This is a genomic window from Streptomyces sp. NPDC059917, assembly GCF_042730635.1.
Taxonomy (GTDB): Bacteria; Actinomycetota; Actinomycetes; order Streptomycetales; family Streptomycetaceae; genus Streptomyces.
Window position 1 is genome coordinate 108,792 of the sequence record NZ_JBHWLC010000018.1, and the last position, 20,991, is coordinate 129,782.

19 protein-coding genes are annotated in these 20,991 nt (G+C 70.8%); 10 read left to right on the plus strand and 9 right to left on the minus strand.

Annotated features, from left to right (window positions below; translation table 11 throughout):
* Positions 1-12: 12 nt before the first annotated feature.
* Entirely contained in the window at positions 13-1,668 is a 1,656-nt protein-coding gene (locus ACFWAR_RS13625) for an RICIN domain-containing protein (protein WP_385776440.1), read from the minus strand.
* A gap of 218 nt (positions 1,669-1,886) precedes the next feature.
* Here ACFWAR_RS13625 and ACFWAR_RS13630 point away from each other — a divergent pair, with 218 nt between their 5' ends.
* Complete coding sequence (locus ACFWAR_RS13630; RefSeq protein ID WP_385776442.1) at positions 1,887-2,291, plus strand: hypothetical protein; 405 nt, start codon at positions 1,887-1,889, stop codon at positions 2,289-2,291.
* Positions 2,292-2,369: 78 nt separating this feature from the next.
* On the opposite strand, the gene ACFWAR_RS13635 is transcribed toward ACFWAR_RS13630, so the two are convergent.
* Genes ACFWAR_RS13635 through ACFWAR_RS13645 form a run of 3 tightly spaced genes read right to left on the minus strand, consistent with a single transcriptional unit; the run spans position 2,370 to position 5,044 of the window.
* Positions 2,370-3,005 carry a DUF6875 domain-containing protein gene (locus ACFWAR_RS13635; RefSeq protein WP_385776444.1) on the minus strand — a complete coding sequence of 212 codons (636 nt, stop codon included), beginning with the start codon at positions 3,003-3,005 and terminating at the stop codon, positions 2,370-2,372.
* On the minus strand, positions 3,002-3,634 hold the full coding sequence (locus ACFWAR_RS13640; RefSeq protein WP_385776446.1) for a hypothetical protein: 633 nt from the start codon (positions 3,632-3,634) through the stop codon (positions 3,002-3,004). Before ACFWAR_RS13640 ends, ACFWAR_RS13635 begins: the two co-directional genes overlap by 4 nt.
* Positions 3,635-3,649: 15 nt before the next feature.
* Entirely contained in the window at positions 3,650-5,044 is a 1,395-nt protein-coding gene (locus ACFWAR_RS13645) for a pyridoxal phosphate-dependent decarboxylase family protein (protein WP_385776448.1), read from the minus strand.
* 253 nt (positions 5,045-5,297) lie between these two features.
* On the opposite strand from ACFWAR_RS13645, the gene ACFWAR_RS13650 reads away from it, so the two are divergent.
* The 9 genes from ACFWAR_RS13650 (at position 5,298) to ACFWAR_RS13690 (ending at position 17,702) form a co-directional block, all read left to right on the plus strand.
* Entirely contained in the window at positions 5,298-6,785 is a 1,488-nt protein-coding gene (locus ACFWAR_RS13650) for a multicopper oxidase family protein (RefSeq protein WP_385776450.1), read from the plus strand.
* A gap of 185 nt (positions 6,786-6,970) precedes the next feature.
* The gene (locus ACFWAR_RS13655; RefSeq protein ID WP_385776452.1) at positions 6,971-7,276 is read left to right on the plus strand and encodes an acyl carrier protein; all 306 of its coding nucleotides are present in this window, start codon (positions 6,971-6,973) and stop codon (positions 7,274-7,276) included.
* Positions 7,277-7,400: 124 nt separating this feature from the next.
* Positions 7,401-8,360 (plus strand): aromatase/cyclase, encoded by a 960-nt coding sequence (locus ACFWAR_RS13660; protein WP_385776454.1) that lies wholly within the window; start codon positions 7,401-7,403, stop codon positions 8,358-8,360.
* A gap of 275 nt (positions 8,361-8,635) precedes the next feature.
* Positions 8,636-9,859: a methionine adenosyltransferase gene (gene metK / locus ACFWAR_RS13665; RefSeq protein ID WP_385776456.1), complete on the plus strand. Its 1,224-nt coding sequence runs from the start codon at positions 8,636-8,638 to the stop codon at positions 9,857-9,859.
* Positions 9,860-9,947: 88 nt separating this feature from the next.
* Positions 9,948-10,928 (plus strand): carbohydrate kinase family protein, encoded by a 981-nt coding sequence (locus ACFWAR_RS13670; protein ID WP_385776457.1) that lies wholly within the window; start codon positions 9,948-9,950, stop codon positions 10,926-10,928.
* The gene (gene metH, locus ACFWAR_RS13675) at positions 10,925-14,425 is read left to right on the plus strand and encodes a methionine synthase (protein ID WP_385776459.1); all 3,501 of its coding nucleotides are present in this window, start codon (positions 10,925-10,927) and stop codon (positions 14,423-14,425) included. The genes ACFWAR_RS13670 and metH overlap by 4 nt, the downstream gene beginning before the upstream one ends.
* Before the next feature lie 74 nt (positions 14,426-14,499).
* Positions 14,500-15,474, plus strand: coding sequence for a methylenetetrahydrofolate reductase [NAD(P)H] (metF, locus tag ACFWAR_RS13680; protein WP_385776461.1), 975 nt, complete (start codon positions 14,500-14,502; stop codon positions 15,472-15,474).
* 6 nt (positions 15,475-15,480) lie between these two features.
* On the plus strand, positions 15,481-16,899 hold the full coding sequence (gene ahcY, locus ACFWAR_RS13685; protein ID WP_385776463.1) for an adenosylhomocysteinase: 1,419 nt from the start codon (positions 15,481-15,483) through the stop codon (positions 16,897-16,899).
* A gap of 173 nt (positions 16,900-17,072) precedes the next feature.
* Positions 17,073-17,702, plus strand: coding sequence for a DUF1772 domain-containing protein (locus tag ACFWAR_RS13690; protein WP_385776465.1), 630 nt, complete (start codon positions 17,073-17,075; stop codon positions 17,700-17,702).
* A 79-nt stretch (positions 17,703-17,781) separates the two neighbouring features.
* Here the strand turns inward: ACFWAR_RS13690 and ACFWAR_RS13695 are convergent, their stop codons facing one another.
* From ACFWAR_RS13695 to ACFWAR_RS13715, 5 genes are all read right to left on the minus strand, one after another.
* On the minus strand, positions 17,782-18,282 hold the full coding sequence (locus ACFWAR_RS13695; protein ID WP_385776467.1) for a DUF1772 domain-containing protein: 501 nt from the start codon (positions 18,280-18,282) through the stop codon (positions 17,782-17,784).
* A 156-nt stretch (positions 18,283-18,438) separates the two neighbouring features.
* A complete protein-coding gene (locus tag ACFWAR_RS13700) occupies positions 18,439-19,176 on the minus strand; it encodes a hypothetical protein (RefSeq protein WP_385776469.1) in 738 nt (245 codons plus the stop codon).
* Positions 19,177-19,237: 61 nt separating this feature from the next.
* Positions 19,238-19,723: a phospholipase A2 gene (locus ACFWAR_RS13705; RefSeq protein WP_385776471.1), complete on the minus strand. Its 486-nt coding sequence runs from the start codon at positions 19,721-19,723 to the stop codon at positions 19,238-19,240.
* 239 nt (positions 19,724-19,962) lie between these two features.
* The gene (locus ACFWAR_RS13710) at positions 19,963-20,448 is read right to left on the minus strand and encodes a lamin tail domain-containing protein (RefSeq protein ID WP_385776473.1); all 486 of its coding nucleotides are present in this window, start codon (positions 20,446-20,448) and stop codon (positions 19,963-19,965) included.
* A 173-nt stretch (positions 20,449-20,621) separates the two neighbouring features.
* Positions 20,622-20,840 carry a DUF5988 family protein gene (locus ACFWAR_RS13715; RefSeq protein WP_385776475.1) on the minus strand — a complete coding sequence of 73 codons (219 nt, stop codon included), beginning with the start codon at positions 20,838-20,840 and terminating at the stop codon, positions 20,622-20,624.
* Between the last annotated feature and the right edge of the window lie 151 nt (positions 20,841-20,991).

Here is a 20,991-nt window from a genome sequence, read left to right on the forward strand (position 1 = left end):
CCCTTCGCCGGTTCAGTCCGACACGTGCGCAGGCTCCGGCTCGACCGGTTGGACGGACCAACGCCGTCCGGCCCCGCCGTCCTGCCGTCCGGCCCGCAGGGTCAGCGTGGTGCCGTCCCGGCCGCTGTCGTCGTTGGAGACGACCCGGTCGCTCGCCGCGTCCACGAGGAAGAACCCGTCGCCCACCCCGGCCGGTTCGATCCGCCACCGCTGCGGGCGTCCGGCGATCCGGTCCCATTGCACCAGGGCCGCACCGTCAGTGGCGTCGTCGCCGGCGTCCAGGACCTTGCCCGTGGCCACGCTGGTCACCACGTACGTGCCGTCGTCGGCCGGGTTCAGGAGCCATTCCTGCCAAGGCTTCCCGTTCGACCGCCACTGCACCACGCGCTCGCCGTCGGCCCGTGCGTCCCTTCCGTCCGCCGCCTTGCCGCTCGCCGTGTGGGTGAGGGTCAGCGGCACTCCGCTGAGTCCGTGCAGCGGGTCGGTCATCCGTAGCCGCCAGGTCTGGGTCCCGGAGGCGGACACCGCCCGTTGGACCACGGTCGCGCCCTCCGCGTCGCCACCGAGGTCGAGCGCCATCCCCGTGGCCGCGTTGACCAGGCGGAACAGGTCGGTGCCCGCCGGCTGGAGCAGCCAACGCTGCCACAACTGTCCGTCACGCCGCCACTGCACGACCGGCTCGCCGTCCACGCTGCTGTCCTTACCGTCCAGGACTTTGTCCGAGGCGAGGTTCACCACCACGTACGTGTCGTGCCCGGCCGGTTCCAACCGCCACTGCTGCCAACGGCCCCGGTGGGCCTCCCAGGTCGTGATCGAGGCCCCGTCCCCGGCGGCGTCCGCGTTCTCCGCGACCCGGCCGGTCGCGGCGCTCACCAGTTGTACGGCCGCGCCGCCTCCGGTGAACCAGCGGTCGGGCACCTGACCCGCCAGCCGGACCGACCGCCAGAACGCCAGCCCCGCGTCATACGGCTTGCGCACGGGCGCACACGCCGGGGCGGACCGCTCGGCGCGGACCCGCGCGGCCGCCGAGCCGCAGGCCGCGTACTGCCGCCAGGGCTGCCGCGCCCAGGCGGCGTGCCCGGCGGGGAAGCCTGCCAGCTGGGGCTGGCCGCCGCTCGCGCGCAGACCGCGGTAGCGGTCCGCGTCGTAGCCGGCGTTGCTCTCGCCCGGCCGCGGTGCTCCGAAGGAGATCTCCTCCCAGTCGACGACCTGGTCGAACCGGAAGCCACCCATGGCCGCGTACTCGTGCTCGGAGGCCCGGTTGTAGAACCCTCCCAAAGAACCGGCCACGTCGACGAAGTTGGGCGTGGCGTGCACCCGGTACAGGTAGCCGTTGCCGCCGAAGCGCTCGGTGATCCGGCGCAGTGCGTAGTTCCGGTCGGTGGTCGTACCGACGTAGCCGGAGTCGTAACGGCTGGCGCCCGAAGGGGTTCCCTGGACGTGCAGGTACAGACTGAGCTGGGGCGGCGGCTGGTCGGGCCGGGTCCCGTCGAGCCCTTTGGGGAGGACCGCGCCGTCGCGCGCGATCTCGTCCGGCGGCAGCGACGAAGCGTGCCACACCCACTGCGGCGCATCTCCCGGAGCGTCGTCCGCGACGGCGGACCCGCCGCCACCCGCAACGGCGACGAGCACGACGCCGACTAACAGCAATCGCTTGAGAATTGACATCACATCAGACTTCTGCGGAAGGGATCCCGTCGATAGGGAACAAGGTCGCGCGATCCACGACCGAAGGTCCCACTCGGGCCTTCTACCCCCCTGGTGGTACGGCCCCGCCCACCCTGGGGGGCGGGAAGGATCAACCGCCCGTTGGGCGAGGCGGGAAGGTTCGGCGCCATAGGTTCCTGTCCGTCAGAACACGTCGGGCAGATCCTCCAGGGGGAAACATGACATTCGCACGCAAGGCCACGATGGCCGTGGCGGCGGCCGGACTGGTCATCGGGGCGGCGGGGGCGGCGCAGGCGGACGGCGGTGCGGTCTGGGGCAGGACCGTCGGCGGGTGCGGCGAGGCCAGTGGGAACTACCAGTGGTTCAAGACGGGTATGGCCGGCGGCTATCCGATTTACAAGACGCAGTGGACCCTCAAGACGAAGGACAACTGCTCGGACGGGAAGAGCGTCGAGCTCCGGGTCAGCTACCGCTACTGGAAGGACGGCGCCTGGCGGGAGGACCACATGGACCGCCAGAAGAACCCGGTGCTCAAGGCGACCGGCACCGGCAAGGACGTGAAGGACGTCACGATCTGGGTGTGCCTCAAGGGCGACGACAAGACCTGCGCGGCGGTCCACTAGCCCGGACGGGCGGCTCATGCCCGACGCCCCCCACCGCCCGGCGGCGGTGGGGGGCATCGGCGCGGTAGGGGGCCGGGCTCAGGCCGCCACCACGCGGCTCACCAGTTGGTCGCGGATGCGGGAGGGGATGGCCGGGGCGAAGCGCTGGAGGTAGTGGTCCATGTGCAGGTCGTCGCCGACCAGGAACGGCAGGTCGAAGACCAGGAGCTTGCGCACGGCCAGGAGGGGGAGCGGGGAGCGCAGCGGGCGGAAGGACTCGTTGTAGAGGCCGGGCTCCTCGCAGACCGGGTGGAACTGGCCGATCATCAGGCCCTCCGCGACGAACTCGTCCTTCGCCTTGCGCTGGAGCTCGTCCAACTCCACCGAGTCCGTCGGGTCGAAGCCCGGCAGGACCAGGAGGATCGTGAGCAGCTCGCGGTCCTCGGGGGAGAGGCCCTCCGAGAGGGTCGCGTGCCGGGTGCGCAGGGAGTCCACCGCCGAGGCGAGGTCGTCGCAGTCCTGCGAGGGCATCGCCAGGTGGAAGAGGTCCTTGCGCAGGGCCGGGGCGGTGTACGGGCACACGGGGCCGGAGCGGCCCAGTTCGGGGTGGCTGGAGACCAGGAACTCCCGGCTCCACATGAGCACTTGCAGCAGCGGACCGATGTGCTCCGCCGGAACCTCGCCCCGGGCGACCTCGCCCGAGGTCCACGACAGGATCAGGTCGTCGCCCCTCATCGCGCGTCCCTCCACATCGGCCGCAGGACGGGTCCGTCCCCGGGCAGGGCGATCTCCGGGCCCACCCGTTCGAAACCGCCGCGGCGGCTCGCCGCCTCCCCGCCCGGCGAGCTGGCCTCCGTGTACAGGCCGACGCCCTCGGCGTCGGCCCGGGCGGCGAGCCGGCCCACCAGGGCCGAGACCAGGCCGTCCCGTTGGCGGTCCGCGCGGACCCCGGCGAAGGAGATGTAGTAGTGCGGCGGGCCGTGCGGGTGGCGTTCGTCCTGGAGCGCCGCGATGGTGTGCAGGGCTTGGGCGTGCGGACCCAGGGCCGCGGCGGCCTCCGCCAGCCGCTCCTCGTCCGGTACGGCGCCCGGCGGCAGGAAGAGCAGGACGGCGTCGCCGTCCGGGCTGGTGAACACCCCGCCGTGGGCGGCGGACAGTTCGACGAACGCCCGGAAGAACCCGGGGAGCCGCTCCGCGCGCTCCTGCTCGTCCGGGACCATCCACCGGGCCAGGGCGTCCCGGTGGAAGGCGGCGGCGAGGAGGCCGGAGAGGTGCGCGAGCGCCGAGCGGCCCATCGGCAGGGGCGGCAGGGGCGCGGTCGGGGATAAGGAGGCCTGGGGTGACAGGGACAGGGACAAGGACATGGTCGGGTCCTCCGGTCAGAAGGTGGCACGGCCGTGCGCGGCCAGGGCCGCCACGCGGTCGTGCAGGGTCGGGAGGTAGAGCTCGGACTCGGGCTTGATCAGGACGCTGCGCACGATGCGCGCCGCGTCCGCGTCGCGGACCACGCCCGGGTGGCGCCGTACGAAGGCGTCGGCGTCGGCGCGCAGCACGCTCAGGAAGACCGGGTCGGCCTCCGCCGTCATGCCGTCGCGCAGCAGCCGGTCCGAGGCGGCGTCGATCGCGGAGAGCGATCCCTGCGCCGTCGCCGGGAAGTAGGTGACGATGTCGAGGTCGGGGCGCTGGTACAGCTCCAGCTCCGCCGAGTCGGTGATCAGGTCGGCCCAGCGCAGCGCGGCCCGCCGGTTGGCGGCGAGGATGGAACCGAAGCCGTCGGGGGTGAGCGGGAGCAGCTCCAGGGTCAGCCACAGCGCGGACGCCGCGGCGCCCGCCCGCGAGCACTCCAGGCTGATCTCGCCGAGGTGCAGGTCGGCGTCGGTGAAGTAGGTGTACGGCGAGTCGTGGGCGAAGTGCCGCCCGGCGCGCGGGTCCGGGAAGAGCACCGCCCCGCAGCCGTAGGGCTGGAGCCCGTGCTTGTGCGGGTCCACGACCACCGAGTCGCACTCGGCGATGGCCCGCCAGGGCCGCGGGTCGAAGCCCTCGGCCCCGGCCCGGCCCAGGATCGCGTAGAAGCCGCCGTACGCCGCGTCCACGTGGACGCGCACCCCGTACCGGCGGGCGATCGCGACCACCTCGTGGACCGGGTCCACCGTGCCGAGCCCGGTGGTCCCGGTGGTGACGACGACCGTGCCGATCCGCCCGGTGCGCAGGGCGTCCTCCAGCGCGTCCAGGTCGATCCGCCCGTGCCCGTCAACCGGGATCCGGTGGCCCTCGACGCCCAGGACGTGGCACATCCGCTCGTGGGTGTAGTGGCATTCGGCGCTGTAGGCGATCCCGCGGTCCGGGTGGAGCTGGCGGGCCACGTACAGGGCTTCGAGGTTGGCCATGGTGCCGCTGGTGGTCAGGTGCCCGACGTGCGCGTCGAAGCCGAACATGGCGGCGAGGGAGGCGACGGCCTCGCGTTCCATCTCGGTGGTCGCGGGCCCGCCCTCGGCGGCGTGGTTGTTGGGGTTGAACAGCATCGCGGTCAGGTAGCCGACGACGGCCGCCGGGTGCGGGGGCTTGACCATCTGTCCGGCGTAACGCGGGTGGAAGAACGGATAGTTGTGGTCCATCCGCTTGGCGAGCCGCTCGAAGGCCCCGTCGAAGGCGTCGGGGTCGACGCGGTGGGCGCCGTGCGTCTCGTACGGTCCGAACTGGCCGCCCCACCGCTCGGCGACCCCGAGCGCGCGCGGCAGCCAGTCGCGCAGATCGTGCAGGTCGTTCAGGTCCACGGTGAGCCTCCCCCGGTGGCCGCGCTCTGCGGCACGAGTGGTGCGTACGCGGTCCGACGTACGCACGAGCAGATATACGGAGCCCACGCAAGCCCCGCGCAACGCCGGACGGCCGCACACCACCTGGGCTCCAGCGATGTGCGAGGGACGTCTGGTGCACTCGCCGCGCGACACCCGTGCCGAAGCCGTGTGCGACACCCGCACGCGGCAGCGGGAGCCGCCCCCGCCCACCCCCGTCCAAGGAGGACATCGCATGGTCACCAGACGCAGCGTGCTCGGCGGCGCCCTGGCCGCGGCCGGTGCCGGACTGATCACCGGCGGCGCGCTGACGCCGATGCTCGACGCCCGTACCGCCCAGGCCGCCGACGCGACCCCGGGCGTGGTGCCCAGACCGGTCGCGGTGCCCGTGCCGCCGCCCTTCTCGGTGCGGATGCCGATCCTGCCGGTGCTGACGCCGGTCTCGACCTCGGGCGGACAGGACACCTACGCCGTCACGATCAAGGAGGTGTCGCGGGAGATCCTGCCCGGCGGCATGGCCAAGGTCCTGACGTACGAGGGCTGCTTCCCCGGACCGGTGCTGCGCGCCCGCAGCGGCCGCAAGGTGGTGGTCCGCCACCGCAACACCCTCGGCATGCCGGTCGCCGTCCACCTGCACGGCGGTTCGGTCACCCAGGACAACGACGGCTCCCCGATGGACACCTTCGCGCCCGGCACCTCGCGCACCTACACCTACCCCAACCAGCAACCGGGCGCCCCGCTCTGGTTCCACGACCACGCTCACCACATGGAATCGGAGCACGTCTACCGCGGCCTGTCCGGCTCCTACCTGCTCTCGGACGAGACGGAACGCGCCCTGCCGCTGCCGTCGGGGCAGTACGAGATACCCATCGCGCTGCGGGACGCGCACTTCGACGAGTACGGCCAGCTCGTCTACGTCATGGACGACGCCTTCGGCCGCACCACCATCCTCGCCAACGGCCGCCCGAGCCCCTACGTCGAGGTCGCGGCCCGCAAGTACCGCTTCCGGCTGCTGAACTCCTCCAACATGCGCTTCTTCCAGCTCAAGCTGTCGGACGGCGGCCAGATGATCCAGATCGGCTCGGACGGCGGGCTGCTGGAACACCCCTTCCCGACCGACACCATCGGGCTCTCCCCGGCGGAGCGCGCGGACGTGGTCATCGACTTCTCCCGCTACCCGGTCGGCACGAAGATCGTCCTGGAGAACACCCTGGGCCCGGGCACCCCCGACCAGGTCGGCAAGGTGCTGCGCTTCGACGTCGTGCGCACGGCCGGCGACCCGAGCCGGGTGCCGGACACCCTGCGCACCCTGCCCGCGGTGGCGGCGCTGCCGAAGCCCGCGGTGCAGCGCACCATCGTGCTCAGCATGGACGAGGACGGGCGCCAGGAACCGCGGGGGTTCATGGACGGCCAGGCCTACGACCCGAACCGCATCGACCAGACGGTCTCCTACGGCTCCTCGGAGGTCTGGACGGTCACCAACGCCAACAAGCTGATCCCGCACAACTTCCACATGCACCTGGTCCAGTTCCGGGTGCTGGAGCGCAACGGCGCCCCGGCCGGACCGGCGGAGGCGGGGCTGAAGGACACCGTCCGGCTCTTCCCGGGGGAGAGCGTCAAACTCCACGCGACCTTCGCCTCGTACCGGGGGACGTACGTCTACCACTGCCACCTGCTGGACCACTCGGCCATGGGGATGATGGCCAACTTCCGCGTGCGGTAGGCCGTCCACGGGCCCGCACCACTCGGAACGAACCGGAACGAGGGGGCGGGCACGGCCGCAGCCCGACTCGACGCGCCCTCAAGGGCCGGACGAGCGCGGGCCGCGAGAGTGACGAGCACAGACCATGTCCAGCCGTGTCCCCCATGACTTCGCATGCGTCCGTACGTTCTCGCAAGGAGATCACCATGACCACCTCGCTCACGTTCCTCACACCCCACGACGGCGTACGCACCGTCCTGGACGAGGTGCGCGCAGTCTGGGCGACCCTCCTCAAGATCACCGACCCTCCGTTGGAAGCCAACTTCTTCGAGCTGGGCGGCGATTCACTGGCCGCCCAGCACATGCTCCGCCAGCTCTCGCGCACCTACGGCGTCGAGCTCCGGCTGCGCCAGATCTACGAGACCCCCACGATCGCGACCCTGGCCGCGGCCGTGACCACCCGGATCGAGCAGCGGGGCCAAGGCCAGGGGAGCGGGGCGGGGCTCGGGTGACACGTTCCGGCCATGCGGCCCCGGCCCCGCCCCGCGCCGCCCGGACCCGTCTTCAAGCGGACTTCCGGTCGCTCTCCGGCGCCGGGGAGGAGGGTCGGGGCCACAGGTCAGGGAGGCTGAGCCGATGTCGGGTGAGCGAGTGCACCGCGCGTCGTACGAGATCGACGTGACCGCGCCGGCCGGGGTGGTCTACGGGCTGATCGCGGACACCACGCAGTGGCCGTTGATCGCGGCGTCGAGCATCCATGTCGAACGGCTCGATTTCGACGGGGTGCTCGACCGGTTCAGGATGTGGTTCTCCGTCAACGGGAGCATCAGGTCCGCGCTCTCGCACCGCACCCTGGACAGCGCGCGCACGCGCATCGACTTCCTCCAGGAACTCCCCGCCGCACCCGCGGTCACCATGGCCGGGACCTGGACGGTCGAACCCCGCGGCACCGGACGCAGCCGACTGCGCCTGGAGCACGAGTTCACCGTGGCCGCCGGCCCGCCGGGGGACGTCGCGTGGCTGCTGCTCGCGACCGACGACAACAGCCGGGCCGAGCTGGAACAGCTCAAGGAGAACGCCGAGCGGTGGCGCGAAATCGACGCGCTGATGCTCGGCTTCGAGGACTCCGTCCGGGTGCACGGCCCGGCCGAGCTGGTCTACGACTACCTCTACGGGGTGGCCGACTGGCCCGGCCGGGTCCCGCACGTCCTGCGCGCGGAGGTCCGTGAGGACGTCCCGGGGGTGCAGCGCGTGCGGATGGAGACCCTGGCCGAGGGCGGCGGTCCGCCGCGGGACACCGAGTCCGTACGGATCTGCTTCCCGCACGCCGCCCGCATCGTCCACAAGCAGACGAGGACACCGCCGCTGATCGAGGCGCACACCGGGGAGTGGTCCGTGTTGCCCGACGAAACGGGCGTGACGGCGATCTCCCAGCACAGCGTGCTGCTGCGCGCGGCCGACGTCGAGCAGGTGCTCGGGCCGGGGGCCGATCTGTCCCGGGCGCGTGCGCACGTACGGGCGGAACTCGGCCGCGAGAGCACGGCCGTCCTCGAACTGGCCAAGCGGCACGCCGAGTCCGCGATCCGCACCCTCTGAGGGCCGATCGGGTCGACATGTTCCTGACGCCCCGTCAGATTCTGATGTCACGAACGTGTCGGGGGTATCCGGATGCGGCTCGCTCCCCCTTCGCCCATGGCACAAGATCGATCGGGGACACCTCTCAGCCGAACCGCCGACCGCCCGATCCGCCGACCGCCCGACCGACCCTCCCACCGACCCGCCGACCGACCGCCTTGCGCACCTCACGACCTCCCGCACCCCACGACCTCCCGCACCCGATCGCCCGTACCCGACCATCCACCAGGAGTGACATGTCCCGCCGTCTGTTCACCTCGGAGTCCGTCACCGAGGGCCACCCCGACAAGATCGCCGACCAGATCAGCGACGCGATCCTCGACGCCCTGCTCACGGAGGACCCCACCTCCCGCGTGGCCGTCGAGACGCTGATCACCACGGGCCTGGTCCACATAGCCGGTGAAGTGACGACCCAGGCGTACGCGCCGATCGCGGCCATCGTCCGCGCGAAGATCCTGGAGATCGGCTACGACTCCTCCGGCAAGGGCTTCGACGGTGCCTCCTGCGGCGTCTCGGTCTCCATCGGCGCGCAGTCCCCGGACATCGCGCAGGGCGTGGACACGGCGTACGAGAGCCGGGTCGAGGGCGCCGCCAAGGGTGAGGAGGGCGACGAGCTGGACAAGCAGGGCGCGGGCGACCAGGGCCTGATGTTCGGCTACGCCTGCGACGAGACCCCCGAGCTGATGCCGCTCCCGATCCACCTCGCCCACAAGCTCTCGCGGCGCCTGTCCGAGGTCCGCAAGAACGGCGCGATCCCCTACCTGCGCCCCGACGGCAAGACCCAGGTCACCATCGAGTACGACGGCGACAAGGCCGTCCGCCTCGACACCGTCGTCGTCTCCACCCAGCACGCCGCCGACATAGACCTCGACGCGCTGCTCACCCCCGACATCCGCGCGCTCGTCGTCGAGCACGTCCTGGCGCAGCTGGCCGAGGACGGCATCAAGCTGGACACCGAGGGCTACCGCCTGCTGGTCAACCCGACCGGGCGCTTCGAGATCGGCGGCCCGATGGGCGACGCCGGCCTCACCGGCCGCAAGATCATCATCGACACCTACGGCGGCATGGCCCGCCACGGCGGCGGCGCCTTCTCCGGCAAGGACCCGTCCAAGGTCGACCGCAGCGCCGCCTACGCGATGCGCTGGGTCGCCAAGAACGTCGTCGCCGCCGGTCTCGCGACCCGCTGCGAGGTCCAGGTCGCCTACGCGATCGGCAAGGCCGAGCCCGTCGGCCTCTTCGTCGAGACCTTCGGCACCCACACCGTGCCCACCGACCGCATCGAGGAGGCCATCTCCACGGTCTTCGACCTGCGCCCGGCCGCGATCATCCGCGACCTCGACCTGCTGCGCCCGATCTACGCGCAGACCGCCGCCTACGGCCACTTCGGCCGTGAGCTGCCGGACTTCACCTGGGAGCGCACCGACCGCGCCGAAGCCCTGAAGGCCGCCGCGGGCGTCTGAGCGTCCCCGCCCGCTCTCCCTCCGCCCGAAGCCCCTCCCGTCCCTCCCTCCGCCCCGCCGACATCGAGATCAGCTCACAGGAGTCCACGTGCGTATCGCGGTGACCGGATCCATCGCCACAGATCACCTCATGGCCTTCCCGGGCCGGTTCGTCGACCAGCTGCTCCCCGACCAGCTGGAACACGTCTCGCTGTCCTTCCTCGTCGACACGCTGGAGGTCCGGCGGGGCGGAGTGGCGGCCAACATCTCCTACGGGCTCGGCGGACTGGGCCTCGGCCCGCTCCTCGCGGGCGCCGTCGGCGCCGACTTCGCCGAGTACGAGGTCTGGCTCAAGGAGCACGGAGTCGACACCGGCGCGGTGTACGTCTCCGACGACCGCCAGACCGCCCGCTTCATGTGCATGACCGACCAGGACGCGAACCAGATCGCCTCGTTCTACGCGGGCGCCATGGCCGAGGCCGACCGGATCGACCTGGGCCCCCTGCACGCCCAGTCCCCCCTCGACCTGGTCCTCGTCTCCCCGAACGACCCGGCGGCCATGGTCCACCACACCGACCAGGCCCGCGCCCTGGGCATCCCCTTCGCCGCCGACCCCTCGCAGCAGCTCGCCCGGCTCTCCGGCGCGCAGGTGCGCACCCTGGTGGACGGCGCGGCCTGGCTGTTCACCAACGAGTACGAGTCCGCCCTGCTGCGCGAACGCGCCGGGTGGAGCCACACCGACGTCCTCGACCGGGTCGGCACCTGGGTCACCACCCTGGGCGGCCAGGGCGTGCGCATCGACCGCAAGGGCGACCCGACGATCACGGTGCGCGCCGTCCCCGGCATCACCCCCGAGGACCCCACCGGCGTCGGCGACGCCTTCCGCTCCGGCTTCCTGGCCGCGGTCAGCTGGCAGCTGCCGCTGGAGACCGCGGCGCAGCTGGGCTGTGCCATGTCCGCCCTCGTCCTCGCCGCCGTGGGCTCGCAGTCGTACGAGATCCATCCCGCGGCCCTCCTCACCACCGTCCGCGCGGTGTACGGGGACCACTCCGCCGAGCTGCTCGCACCGCACCTGGGACGGCTGACATGACGACCGACGCACAGGAACGGGCGAACGCCCTCCGACAGGCGCTGGCCACCCGCGTGGTGGTCGCCGACGGCGCGATGGGGACGATGCTCCAGGAGCAGGACCCCTCCCTGGAGGACTTCCAGCAGCTGGAGGGCTGCAACGAGGTCCTGAACGTGACGCGCCCCGACATCGTGCGCTCGGTCCACGAGGCCTACTTCGCGGTGGGCGTGGACTGCGTGGAGACGAACACCTTCGGTGCGAACCACGCCGCGCTGGTGGAGTACGACATCCCGGAGCGCAACTTCGAGCTGTCCGAGGCGGGTGCGCGGATCGCGCGCGAGGTGGCGGACGAGTTCACGGCCTCGACCGGTCAGCAGCGCTGGGTCCTGGGCTCCATGGGCCCCGGCACCAAGCTGCCGACCCTCGGGCACATCCGCTACTCCGTCATCCGGGACGCCTACCAGATCAATGCGGAGGGTCTGCTGAGCGGTGGCGCGGACGCGCTGCTGGTGGAGACGACGCAGGACCTGCTCCAGACGAAGTCCTCGATCATCGGTGCGCGGCGGGCGATGGAGGCGCTGGGCGTCTCGGTCCCGCTGATCTGTTCGGTGACGGTGGAGACGACCGGCACGATGCTGCTGGGCTCGGAGATCGGCGCGGCGCTGACCTCGTTGGAGCCGTTGGGCATCGACATGATCGGGTTGAACTGCGCGACGGGCCCGGCGGAGATGAGCGAGCACCTGCGCTACCTCGCCCGCAACGCGCGCATCCCGATCTCCTGCATGCCCAACGCCGGTCTGCCCGTCCTGACCAAGGACGGCGCCCACTACCCGCTGTCGGCCGCGGAGCTCGCGGACGCGCAGGAATCGTTCGTCCGCGAGTACGGTCTTTCGCTCGTGGGCGGTTGCTGCGGCACGACGCCGGAGCACCTGCGGCAGGTCGTGGAGCGGGTCCGGGGCGCAGCCGTCACCGGGCGCCAGCCCGCCCCCGAGCCTGGTGCTTCGTCCCTCTACCAGACGGTTCCGTTCCGTCAGGACCTGGCGTTCATGGCGATCGGTGAGCGGACGAACGCGAACGGGTCGAAGAAGTTCCGGGACGCGATGTTGGAGGCGCGTTGGGACGACTGCGTGGAGATGGTCCGGGACCAGATCCGCGAGGGCGCGCACATGTTGGACCTGTGCGTGGACTACGTGGGTCGTGACGGTGTCGCGGACATGGACGAGCTGGCGGGGCGGTTCGCGACGGCGTCGACGCTGCCGATCGTGTTGGACTCGACCGAGGTCGCGGTGATCAAGGCGGGGTTGGAGCGTCTGGGTGGGCGCGCGGTGATCAACTCGGTGAACTACGAGGATGGTGACGGCCCGGAGTCGCGGTTCGCGCAGGTGACGCGGTTGGCGCAGGAGCACGGTGCCGCGTTGATCGCGTTGACGATCGATGAGAAGGGTCAGGCGCGGACGGTCGAGGACAAGGTGGCGATCGCGCAGCGGTTGATCGTCGACCTGACGGAGAACTGGGGGATTCTCGAGTCGGACATCCTGATCGACACGCTGACGTTCACGATCTGCACGGGTCAGGAGGAGTCGCGCGGGGACGGTATCGCGACGATCGAGGCGATCCGTGAGCTCAAGCGGCGTCATCCGGATGTGCAGACGACGTTGGGGTTGTCGAACATCTCCTTCGGTCTCAACCCCGCGGCTCGTGTGTTGTTGAACTCGGTCTTCCTTGATGAGTGTGTGAAGGCGGGTCTGGATTCGGCGATCGTCCACGCGTCGAAGATCCTGCCGATCGCGCGGTTCGACGAGGAGCAGGTCACCACGGCGCTGGACCTGATCTACGACCGGCGTGCGGAGGGGTATGACCCGCTGCAGAAGTTGATGGCCCTGTTCGAGGGTGTGAACACGAAGTCGTTGAAGGCCGGGCGCGCGGAGGAGCTTCTCGCGTTGCCGTTGGACGAGCGGTTGCAGCGGCGGATCATCGACGGGGAGAAGAACGGTCTGGAGGCTGACCTGGACGAGGCGTTGGTGGCCCGTCCGGCGTTGGAGATCGTCAACGACACCCTGTTGGAGGGGATGAAGGTCGTTGGTGAGTTGTTCGGGTCGGGTCAGATGCAGCTGCCGTTCGTGTTGCAGTCGGCGGAGGTGATGAAGACGGCGGTGGCCTATCTGGAGCCGCACATGGAGAAGACGGACGCGGAGGGCAAGGGCACGATCGTGCTGGCCACGGTCCGCGGTGATGTCCATGACATCGGTAAGAACCTCGTCGACATCATCCTCTCCAACAACGGCTACAACGTGGTCAACATCGGGATCAAGCAGCCGGTGTCGGCGATCCTGGAGGCCGCCGTGGAGCACCGGGCGGACGTGATCGGGATGTCGGGCCTCCTGGTCAAGTCCACGGTGATCATGAAGGAGAACCTCCAGGAACTGAACCAGCGCAAGCTCGCCGCCGACTACCCCGTCATCCTCGGCGGCGCCGCCCTCACCCGCGCCTACGTCGAACAGGACCTCCACGAAATCTACGAAGGCGAAGTCCGCTACGCCCGCGACGCCTTCGAAGGCCTGCGCCTCATGGACGCCCTCATGGGGATCAAGCGCGGGGTGCCCGGGGCGGAGCTCCCGCCCCTCAAGCAACGCCGGGTCGCCAAGCGGCAGGCGGCGCCCGAGGTGGAGATCGAGGACGTGCCCGAGCTGGGCTCCGTACGCTCCGACGTGTCCGTGACGAACCCGGTGCCGACGCCTCCGTTCTGGGGGACCCGGGTGGTCAAGGGGATCCCGCTCAAGGACTACGCGTCCTGGTTGGACGAGGGCGCGCTGTTCAAGGGCCAGTGGGGGCTCAAGCAGGCCCGCGCCGGCGGAGCGACCTACGAGGAGCTGGTCGAGAGCGAGGGCCGCCCCCGGCTGCGCGGGCTCCTGGACAAGCTCCACACCGAGAACCTGCTGGAAGCGGCCGTGGTCTACGGCTACTTCCCGTGCGTGTCCAAGGGCGACGACCTGATCATCCTGGACGAGGCGGGCAACGAGCGGACCCGCTTCACCTTCCCCCGCCAGCGCCGCGGGCGCCGCCTGTGCCTCGCCGACTTCTTCCGCCCCGAGGAATCCGGGGAGACCGACGTCATCGGCCTCCAGGTCGTCACCGTCGGCTCCAAGATCGGCGAGGCCACCGCCAAGATGTTCGCCGCCGACGCCTACCGCGACTACCTCGAGCTCCACGGCCTGTCCGTCCAGCTCGCCGAGGCCATGGCCGAGTACTGGCACGCCCGGGTCCGCTCCGAACTCGGCTACGCCGGGGAGGACCCGGACCGGGTCGAGGACATGTTCGACCTCAAGTACCGCGGAGCCCGCTTCTCCCTCGGCTACGGCGCCTGCCCCGACCTGGAGGACCGCGCCAAGATCGCCGACCTCCTCCAGCCCGAACGGATCGGCGTCCACCTCTCCGAGGAGTTCCAGCTCCACCCCGAACAGTCCACCGACGCCATCGTCATCCACCACCCCGAAGCCAAGTACTTCAACGCACGCTGAGCACCGCGCAGAGCACAGCACGAGCACCCGCACCGAGCACCACGCTGCGAGACCCGCTGAGAAAGGAGACAGACATGTCGGCCACACTCACCGCCACCGCCACCGCCGAGCGCCCCCGCACGTCCGCCCCGGCCACGCTCGGGGTCCGGGAACTACTGGCCCAGGGCCGGCAGAGCTTCTCCTTCGAGTTCTTCCCGCCGAAGACGGACACGGGGGAGCGGGTGCTGTGGAACGCCATCCGCCGGATCGAGTCCTTCGCCCCCTCCTTCGTCTCCGTCACCTACGGCGCCGGCGGCTCCTCCCGCGACCGGACCGTCGAGGTCACCAAGCGGATCGCCGCCGAGACGACCCTGCGCCCGGTCGCCCACCTCACCGCCGTCGGACACTCGGTGGCCGAGCTGCGCCACATCATCGGGCAGTACGCGGACGCGGGCATCCGTGACGTCCTGGCGCTGCGCGGAGACCCGCCCGGCGACCCCAAGGGGGACTGGACGGCGCACCCCGACGGGCTGCGCCACGCACACGAACTGGTCTCGCTCCTCCGCCAGTTGGGGGACTTCACGGTCGGCGTGGCGGCGTTCCCCGAGCGCCACCCCCGCTCGCCCTCGTGGGACGAGGACGTCCGCCACTTCGCCGCCAAGTGCCGGGCCGGCGCGGACTACGCCATCACCCAGATGTTCTTCCACGTCGAGGACTACCTCCGGCTGCGCGACCGGCTGTGCTCGGTGGGCTGCCTGACCCCGGTGATCCCCGAGATCATGCCCGCGACCGACTACCGGCAGATCCGCCGCTTCTCCGAGCTGAGCGACGCCCGCTTCCCCCAGGCGCTCGCCCAGCGTCTCGAAGCGGCCAAGGACAACCCGGCGGACGGCCACCGCATCGGCGTCGAGTACGCCACCCGGATGGCCGAGCGGCTGCTCGCCGAGGGGGCGCCGGGCCTGCACTACATCACCCTCAACAAGTCCACCGCGACTCTAGAGATCCATCAGAACCTGGACCTGCACGCGCGCCAGGATCCAGCCACCGCAGCCACCACCATCACGGAGTAGAACCCCATGGACTTCAAGGTCGCAGACCTCTCGCTCGCGGATTTCGGCCGCAAGGAGATCACCCTGGCCGAGCACGAGATGCCCGGTCTGATGTCGATCCGCAAGGAGTACGCCCCCTCGCAGCCGCTCGCGGGTGCCCGCATCACCGGCTCCCTGCACATGACCGTGCAGACCGCGGTGTTGATCGAGACCCTCGTCGCGCTCGGGGCGGAGGTGCGCTGGGTGTCCTGCAACATCTACTCCACCCAGGACCACGCGGCCGCCGCCGTCGCGGTCGGCCCGACCGGCACCCAGGAGAACCCGGCGGGCATACCGGTCTTCGCCTGGAAGGGCGAGACCCTGGAGGAGTACTGGTGGTGCACGGAGCAGGCGCTGATCTGGCCGGGCCACTCCGGCCCGAACATGATCCTCGACGACGGCGGTGACGCCACCCTCCTCGTCCACAAGGGCGTCGAGTTCGCGAAGGCCGGCGCGGTGCCCGACCCCTCCACGGCCGACAACGAGGAACTGCGCCTGGTCTTCGAGCTGCTCGGGCGCAGCGCGATCGACTGGGCGTCCCTCGCGGCCGAGGTCCGCGGGGTCTCCGAGGAGACCACCACGGGCGTCCACCGCCTCTACGAGATGCACCGGGAGGGCGCCCTGCTCTTCCCGGCGATCAACGTGAACGACGCGGTGACGAAGTCGAAGTTCGACAACAAGTACGGCTGCCGCCACTCGCTGATCGACGGCATCAACCGCGCGACCGACGTCCTCATCGGTGGCAAGACGGCGGTCGTCTTCGGCTACGGCGACGTCGGCAAGGGGTCCGCGGAGTCGCTGCGCGGTCAGGGCGCCCGGGTCATCGTGACGGAGATCGACCCGATCTGCGCGCTGCAGGCGGCGATGGACGGGTACCAGGTCGCGACGCTGGACGACGTGGTCGAGACGGCGGACATCTTCATCACGACCACGGGCAACAAGGACATCATCATGGCCGCGGACATGGCCAAGATGAAGCACCAGGCGATCGTGGGCAACATCGGTCACTTCGACAACGAGATCGACATGGCCGGTCTCGCGAAGATCGAGGGCATCGTCAAGGACGAGGTCAAGCCGCAGGTCCACACCTGGAAGTTCGCCGACGGCAAGGTCCTGATCGTGCTGTCGGAGGGTCGTCTGCTGAACCTCGGCAACGCCACCGGTCACCCCTCCTTCGTGATGTCGAACTCCTTCGCGGACCAGACCCTGGCCCAGATCGAGCTCTTCACCAAGCCCGAGGAGTACCCGATCGACGTCTACGTGCTGCCCAAGCACCTGGACGAGAAGGTCGCCCGCCTCCACCTCGCCGCCCTCGGCGTCAAGCTCACCACCCTGCGCCCGGAGCAGGCCTCCTACATCGGCGTCGACGTGAACGGCCCGTACAAGCCGGACCACTACCGCTACTGACCGCCCCGGACGCCCGGCAGGCGTACGGGCAGCCGAACAGAATCCGCCACCGGCCCTTGAAGGACGCTCAAGGGCCGGTGGAAACGCCATGGCCGGGGGTCCCGGGGGATGCCACGATCGGATGTCCGAGCCGAGGGCAGGCACCTCCCCGACCACCACCGAAGGACGCATCCATGAACCCCAATCCGGCCGGTAGCCCGAACCAGTACCAGCAGCAGCCGCCGTACCAGCCGAACCAGGCACCCCAGGCGTACCCCGGCCAGCCCGCACCCGCGGCGGCCGGTGAGCGCGGCAAGTTCCCCACGGTCGTGCTCCTCGTCTCGACCGTCCTGATCGGCCTGATGGCGGGTCTGTTCTTCGCCTTCGACGTCTCGGTGATGCCGGGTCTGGCCAAGGCCGACGACCGGACGTACGTCACGGCGATGCAGAACTTCAACTCGGTCATCGACGGCAGCCCCGTCTTCGGCATGGCCTTCATGCTCGCGCTCGTGGCGGTCGTCGTCTCGGCGATCGTGGAGTTCCGCAAGGGCCGCCGCAACGTGGCGATCTGGGTGGCCGCGGCGGCCGTCGCCTACTTCGTCGTCCTCCTGATCACCTTCAGCGTCAACATCCCGCTGAACAACGAGCTCAAGGACGCCGGTGACGCCGCGAAGATGACCGACTTCTCGATCGTCGAGAAGTTCAAGACCACCTGGGTCTCGACGAACATCGTCCGCACCCTGCTGTGCACGGTCGCCCTCACGGCCCTCTCCCGGGCCCTGATCCTCTTCGGCCGCGCCACCCGCTCGACCACCACCCGCTGAACCACCGCACACGGAAGTGCCCCGGCCGGGACCGTCGGCCGGGGCACTTCCGCGTGCGGTGCGGGGGTACGTACGTACCTCAGGCGGTGGCGCTTCCGTGCAGCACCAGCGCCCAGGCCAGGAACCCCAGCGACGCCGTGCACAGCAGGGTGCGCCACACGTTGGCGCGGGCCCAGGGCCCCTCGAAGGCGCGGCGCACCGCACCCGGGTCCGCGATCCGCTCGACCGGACCGGCCTTCTCCAGCGCGTTGTTCAGCGGGATGTTCACCCGGTTCGTCACGCCCATGGACAGGATGTAGCAGGCCAGTGCCCCGATCAGCGGCACGAGCAGGTCGTGCCCGTCGGAGGGGACGTGCAGACCCAGGGCCAGCGCGGTGAAGAGGAAGGCGCCGATGTAGCCGAGGACGAACCAGCCGTTGAGGATGGCCACGTTGATCCGCTGCATGACCGTGATGAGCGTGCGGTCGTCGGAGCGCTTGAGCCCCGGCATCACCGCCACGGCGAAACCGTAGAACAGTCCGCTGACCAGTCCCATGGTGACGGTGGCGGCGATGAGAGAGGCCAGACGGGCTGTCTCCACGTGGTTTCCCCCTGCTCGTGGTCATCGACAGGTCATCAGATCGTCAAGTCACGGCGATCATACGGGTGCGGGCCGCCCCGGTGGCGGGAGGATCCAGCGGTCCTCGACCGGTCCTCGACCCGACCGCGACCCCTCCTGGAACCGGCCCGCCGCGCGCTACCGCGGAGCCGGTGTCATCCCCGGCGGCGGGCCCTCCCCCACCAGCGCCTGCGCCGGGCTGCCCGGGACCAGGATCACCGGGATCCCGCCCCCCGCGGCCCGCTCCAGCCGGGACCGGAACTCCGCGGAGGCGACCCCCTCGGCGCTCGTCTCCACGGTGACCCCGCCCGCGTCCCGGCTCGGGGAGACGGAGTAGACCGGCAGCGCGTCGCGCAGGCGGATGATCCGCTGCGCCGCGGCCGCCAGGGCCTTGCGGGTGAAGCGGGCGAGGTAGAGGTCGGCGCGGGCCGGATCGGCCTGCGGGTCGGCCCGGTGCGCGGCCTCGACGAGGAGGCGGCCGCGGGCCAGGTCGGTGACGCAGAGCGTCACCCGGCCCGGCGGCGCGTCGGTGACCTGGCCGGAGTAGACGTCGGCGAACGCGCCCCGGCCCTGTTCCCCGATGGCTTGCGAAAGGCGCGCACCCTCCGGGGTGTTGGCGGGCGTGCCGTCGATGACGGTCGGCGCCGGCTGCCCGGTCTCCGGCCCGGGACCGGGGCAGGCGGGCGCCTTCGCGCCGCCGCCCGCTCCACCTCCACCCCCGCCACCGTCTCCGGTCGTGGTCGTCGTCCCGCAGCCGGTGAGCAGCGCGGCGGCGGCGAGGGCGGCGGCCAGGGCGGTCGCTGCGGTCGTGCGGGTGGAGCGTGCGGTGGTGCGGCGCATCGTCTCGATCCCTTCGGACACGGCGGTGTTCGGCACGGGAGGGACGTGCCGGACGGGCCGCCGGTTCCGCCGGGTGGGGAACGGAGCGGGGCGCGCGTCAGGCCGCGGCGCCGCCGTCGACCGCCGGTGAGCTGCCGAGGGCCTTCACCGCCTGGTAGTACGTCCACGCCGTGGAGTCGCACGAGCCCTTCTTCACGCCCGAGTAGGCGGAACAGACCCGCTTGAGGTCCGCGTACAGGGCGTCGTCGAGCCGCGACTTGTTCGCGGCGAAGATGCCCGCCGCCTTGTGGTTGCGGTAGCCGAAGTCGTGGCGCGCGCAGGCCGTCTTGAAGGGGAATCCGAACGGATTGTCGGGGGAGGAGGAGCAGTAGTCCGTGGACCAGTCGAATCCGTACGCCGCCCAGGCGCCCTGGTTGCCGCGCGCCGACAGCCACGCGTTGTAGCTCGCCGAGCTGGTCTGCGTCCAACTGCTGAGCACCTGCGGCTTGTCGGCCGGAGCGGCGACGGCCGACCCCGCGAAGGCGACGAGCGCGGTGACGGCGGTGACGGCGGGAACGAGCGCGGCGGTGAGTCGACGGCGCATCAGGAGCCTCCGGAGGAAGGGGGGCGCGTCGGGGGGAACGCGACGCGGGTCCTCAGGATGTACGGCTGGGATAAAGGGCGGGCATCGTCCGGCTGGACGCCCGGCGGATGCGCGGCGGATGCCCGGCGCGCACCCGGCGCGCACACGGCCACGCGCCGGGCTTCCGTCCTCGAAGGGGCGGGAGCCCGGCGCGTTGGGGGTGGTCGCCGGGGGAGGGGCCGGCTGCTGGCGGCTAGCTGCTAGCGGCCCTTCTTGCCCCAGGACTGGCTGTCGAGGATGCGCTTGTGGTCGTTGCGCAGGGTGGCGGCGTCGCGCTTGTCCCAGACGTAGGCGGTGCGGTTCTGGTAGACGTCGTGGGCGGTGTCCTTGCCCTTGCCCGTGTGCACCTTGACGCTGGAGTGACCGGCGAGCGTCAGGTTGTGGAAGCGGTAGGTGTTGCCCTGCTTGTCCGCGAGGGTGTAACCGCGCAGGTTGACGGGCTTCTTGCCGGTGTTCTTCACCTCGACCCACTCGCCGTTGAGGCTGCGGTTGGAGCGGTCGTCGCGCCCGGGGCTGTCGTACTGCACCTTGCCGATCATGACGGTGGAGTGCTTGCCCGTGCCGTGGCCGCGGTCGTGGTCGTGACCACCGGAGGCGGCCGCGGCCGGGAGGGCGGCGGCGCCGACGACGGCGACGGAGGCCACGACGGTCGCGAGGGCGCGGCGGGTGATGAGAGAAGCAGACATGGAGCTGTCACCTCAAGGACGTGCGGGTCCCGGCTTGTTGCCGGGAGCCCACACTGTGGCGCGCGAGCGCGGCGTTTCCTAGTAAAACGCCGAAGGTTACTAAACACGGACAAAGAGGAAATATTCTACGATTGACACGTGATCGGGCCGGGCCGCAGGAGGCGCCGCCGGAATCACTCGGCCACGTACGTGCGCCCCGACCAGGCGTAGACGTGGTGCTCGCGGTCGCTGACGACGACGGTCCGGCCCGTCGGCTCGAAGTGCTCGTACCAGTTGTGCCGCTGCAGCTTGACCTTGGAGTCGGGTTCCTCCACGAAACGGACCCGGTCCTCTTCCAGGAGCAGGGGTTCGGGTTCGCCGCCGAGGATCACATTGGAGCGGGTTGCGGACATGGTGGGCCTCCTTCTCGAATGCCCCGGGAGCATCGGCCGCCCGGCTAAAGCGGTGTTAGGGCGTGTTTCGAAAGTAGCGCCGGGCGCCCGAAGGGCGCTGCTCGCGGCGTCTGGTGCCGTGCATCGCAAGGCGGAGGATCGCCCGCCTACT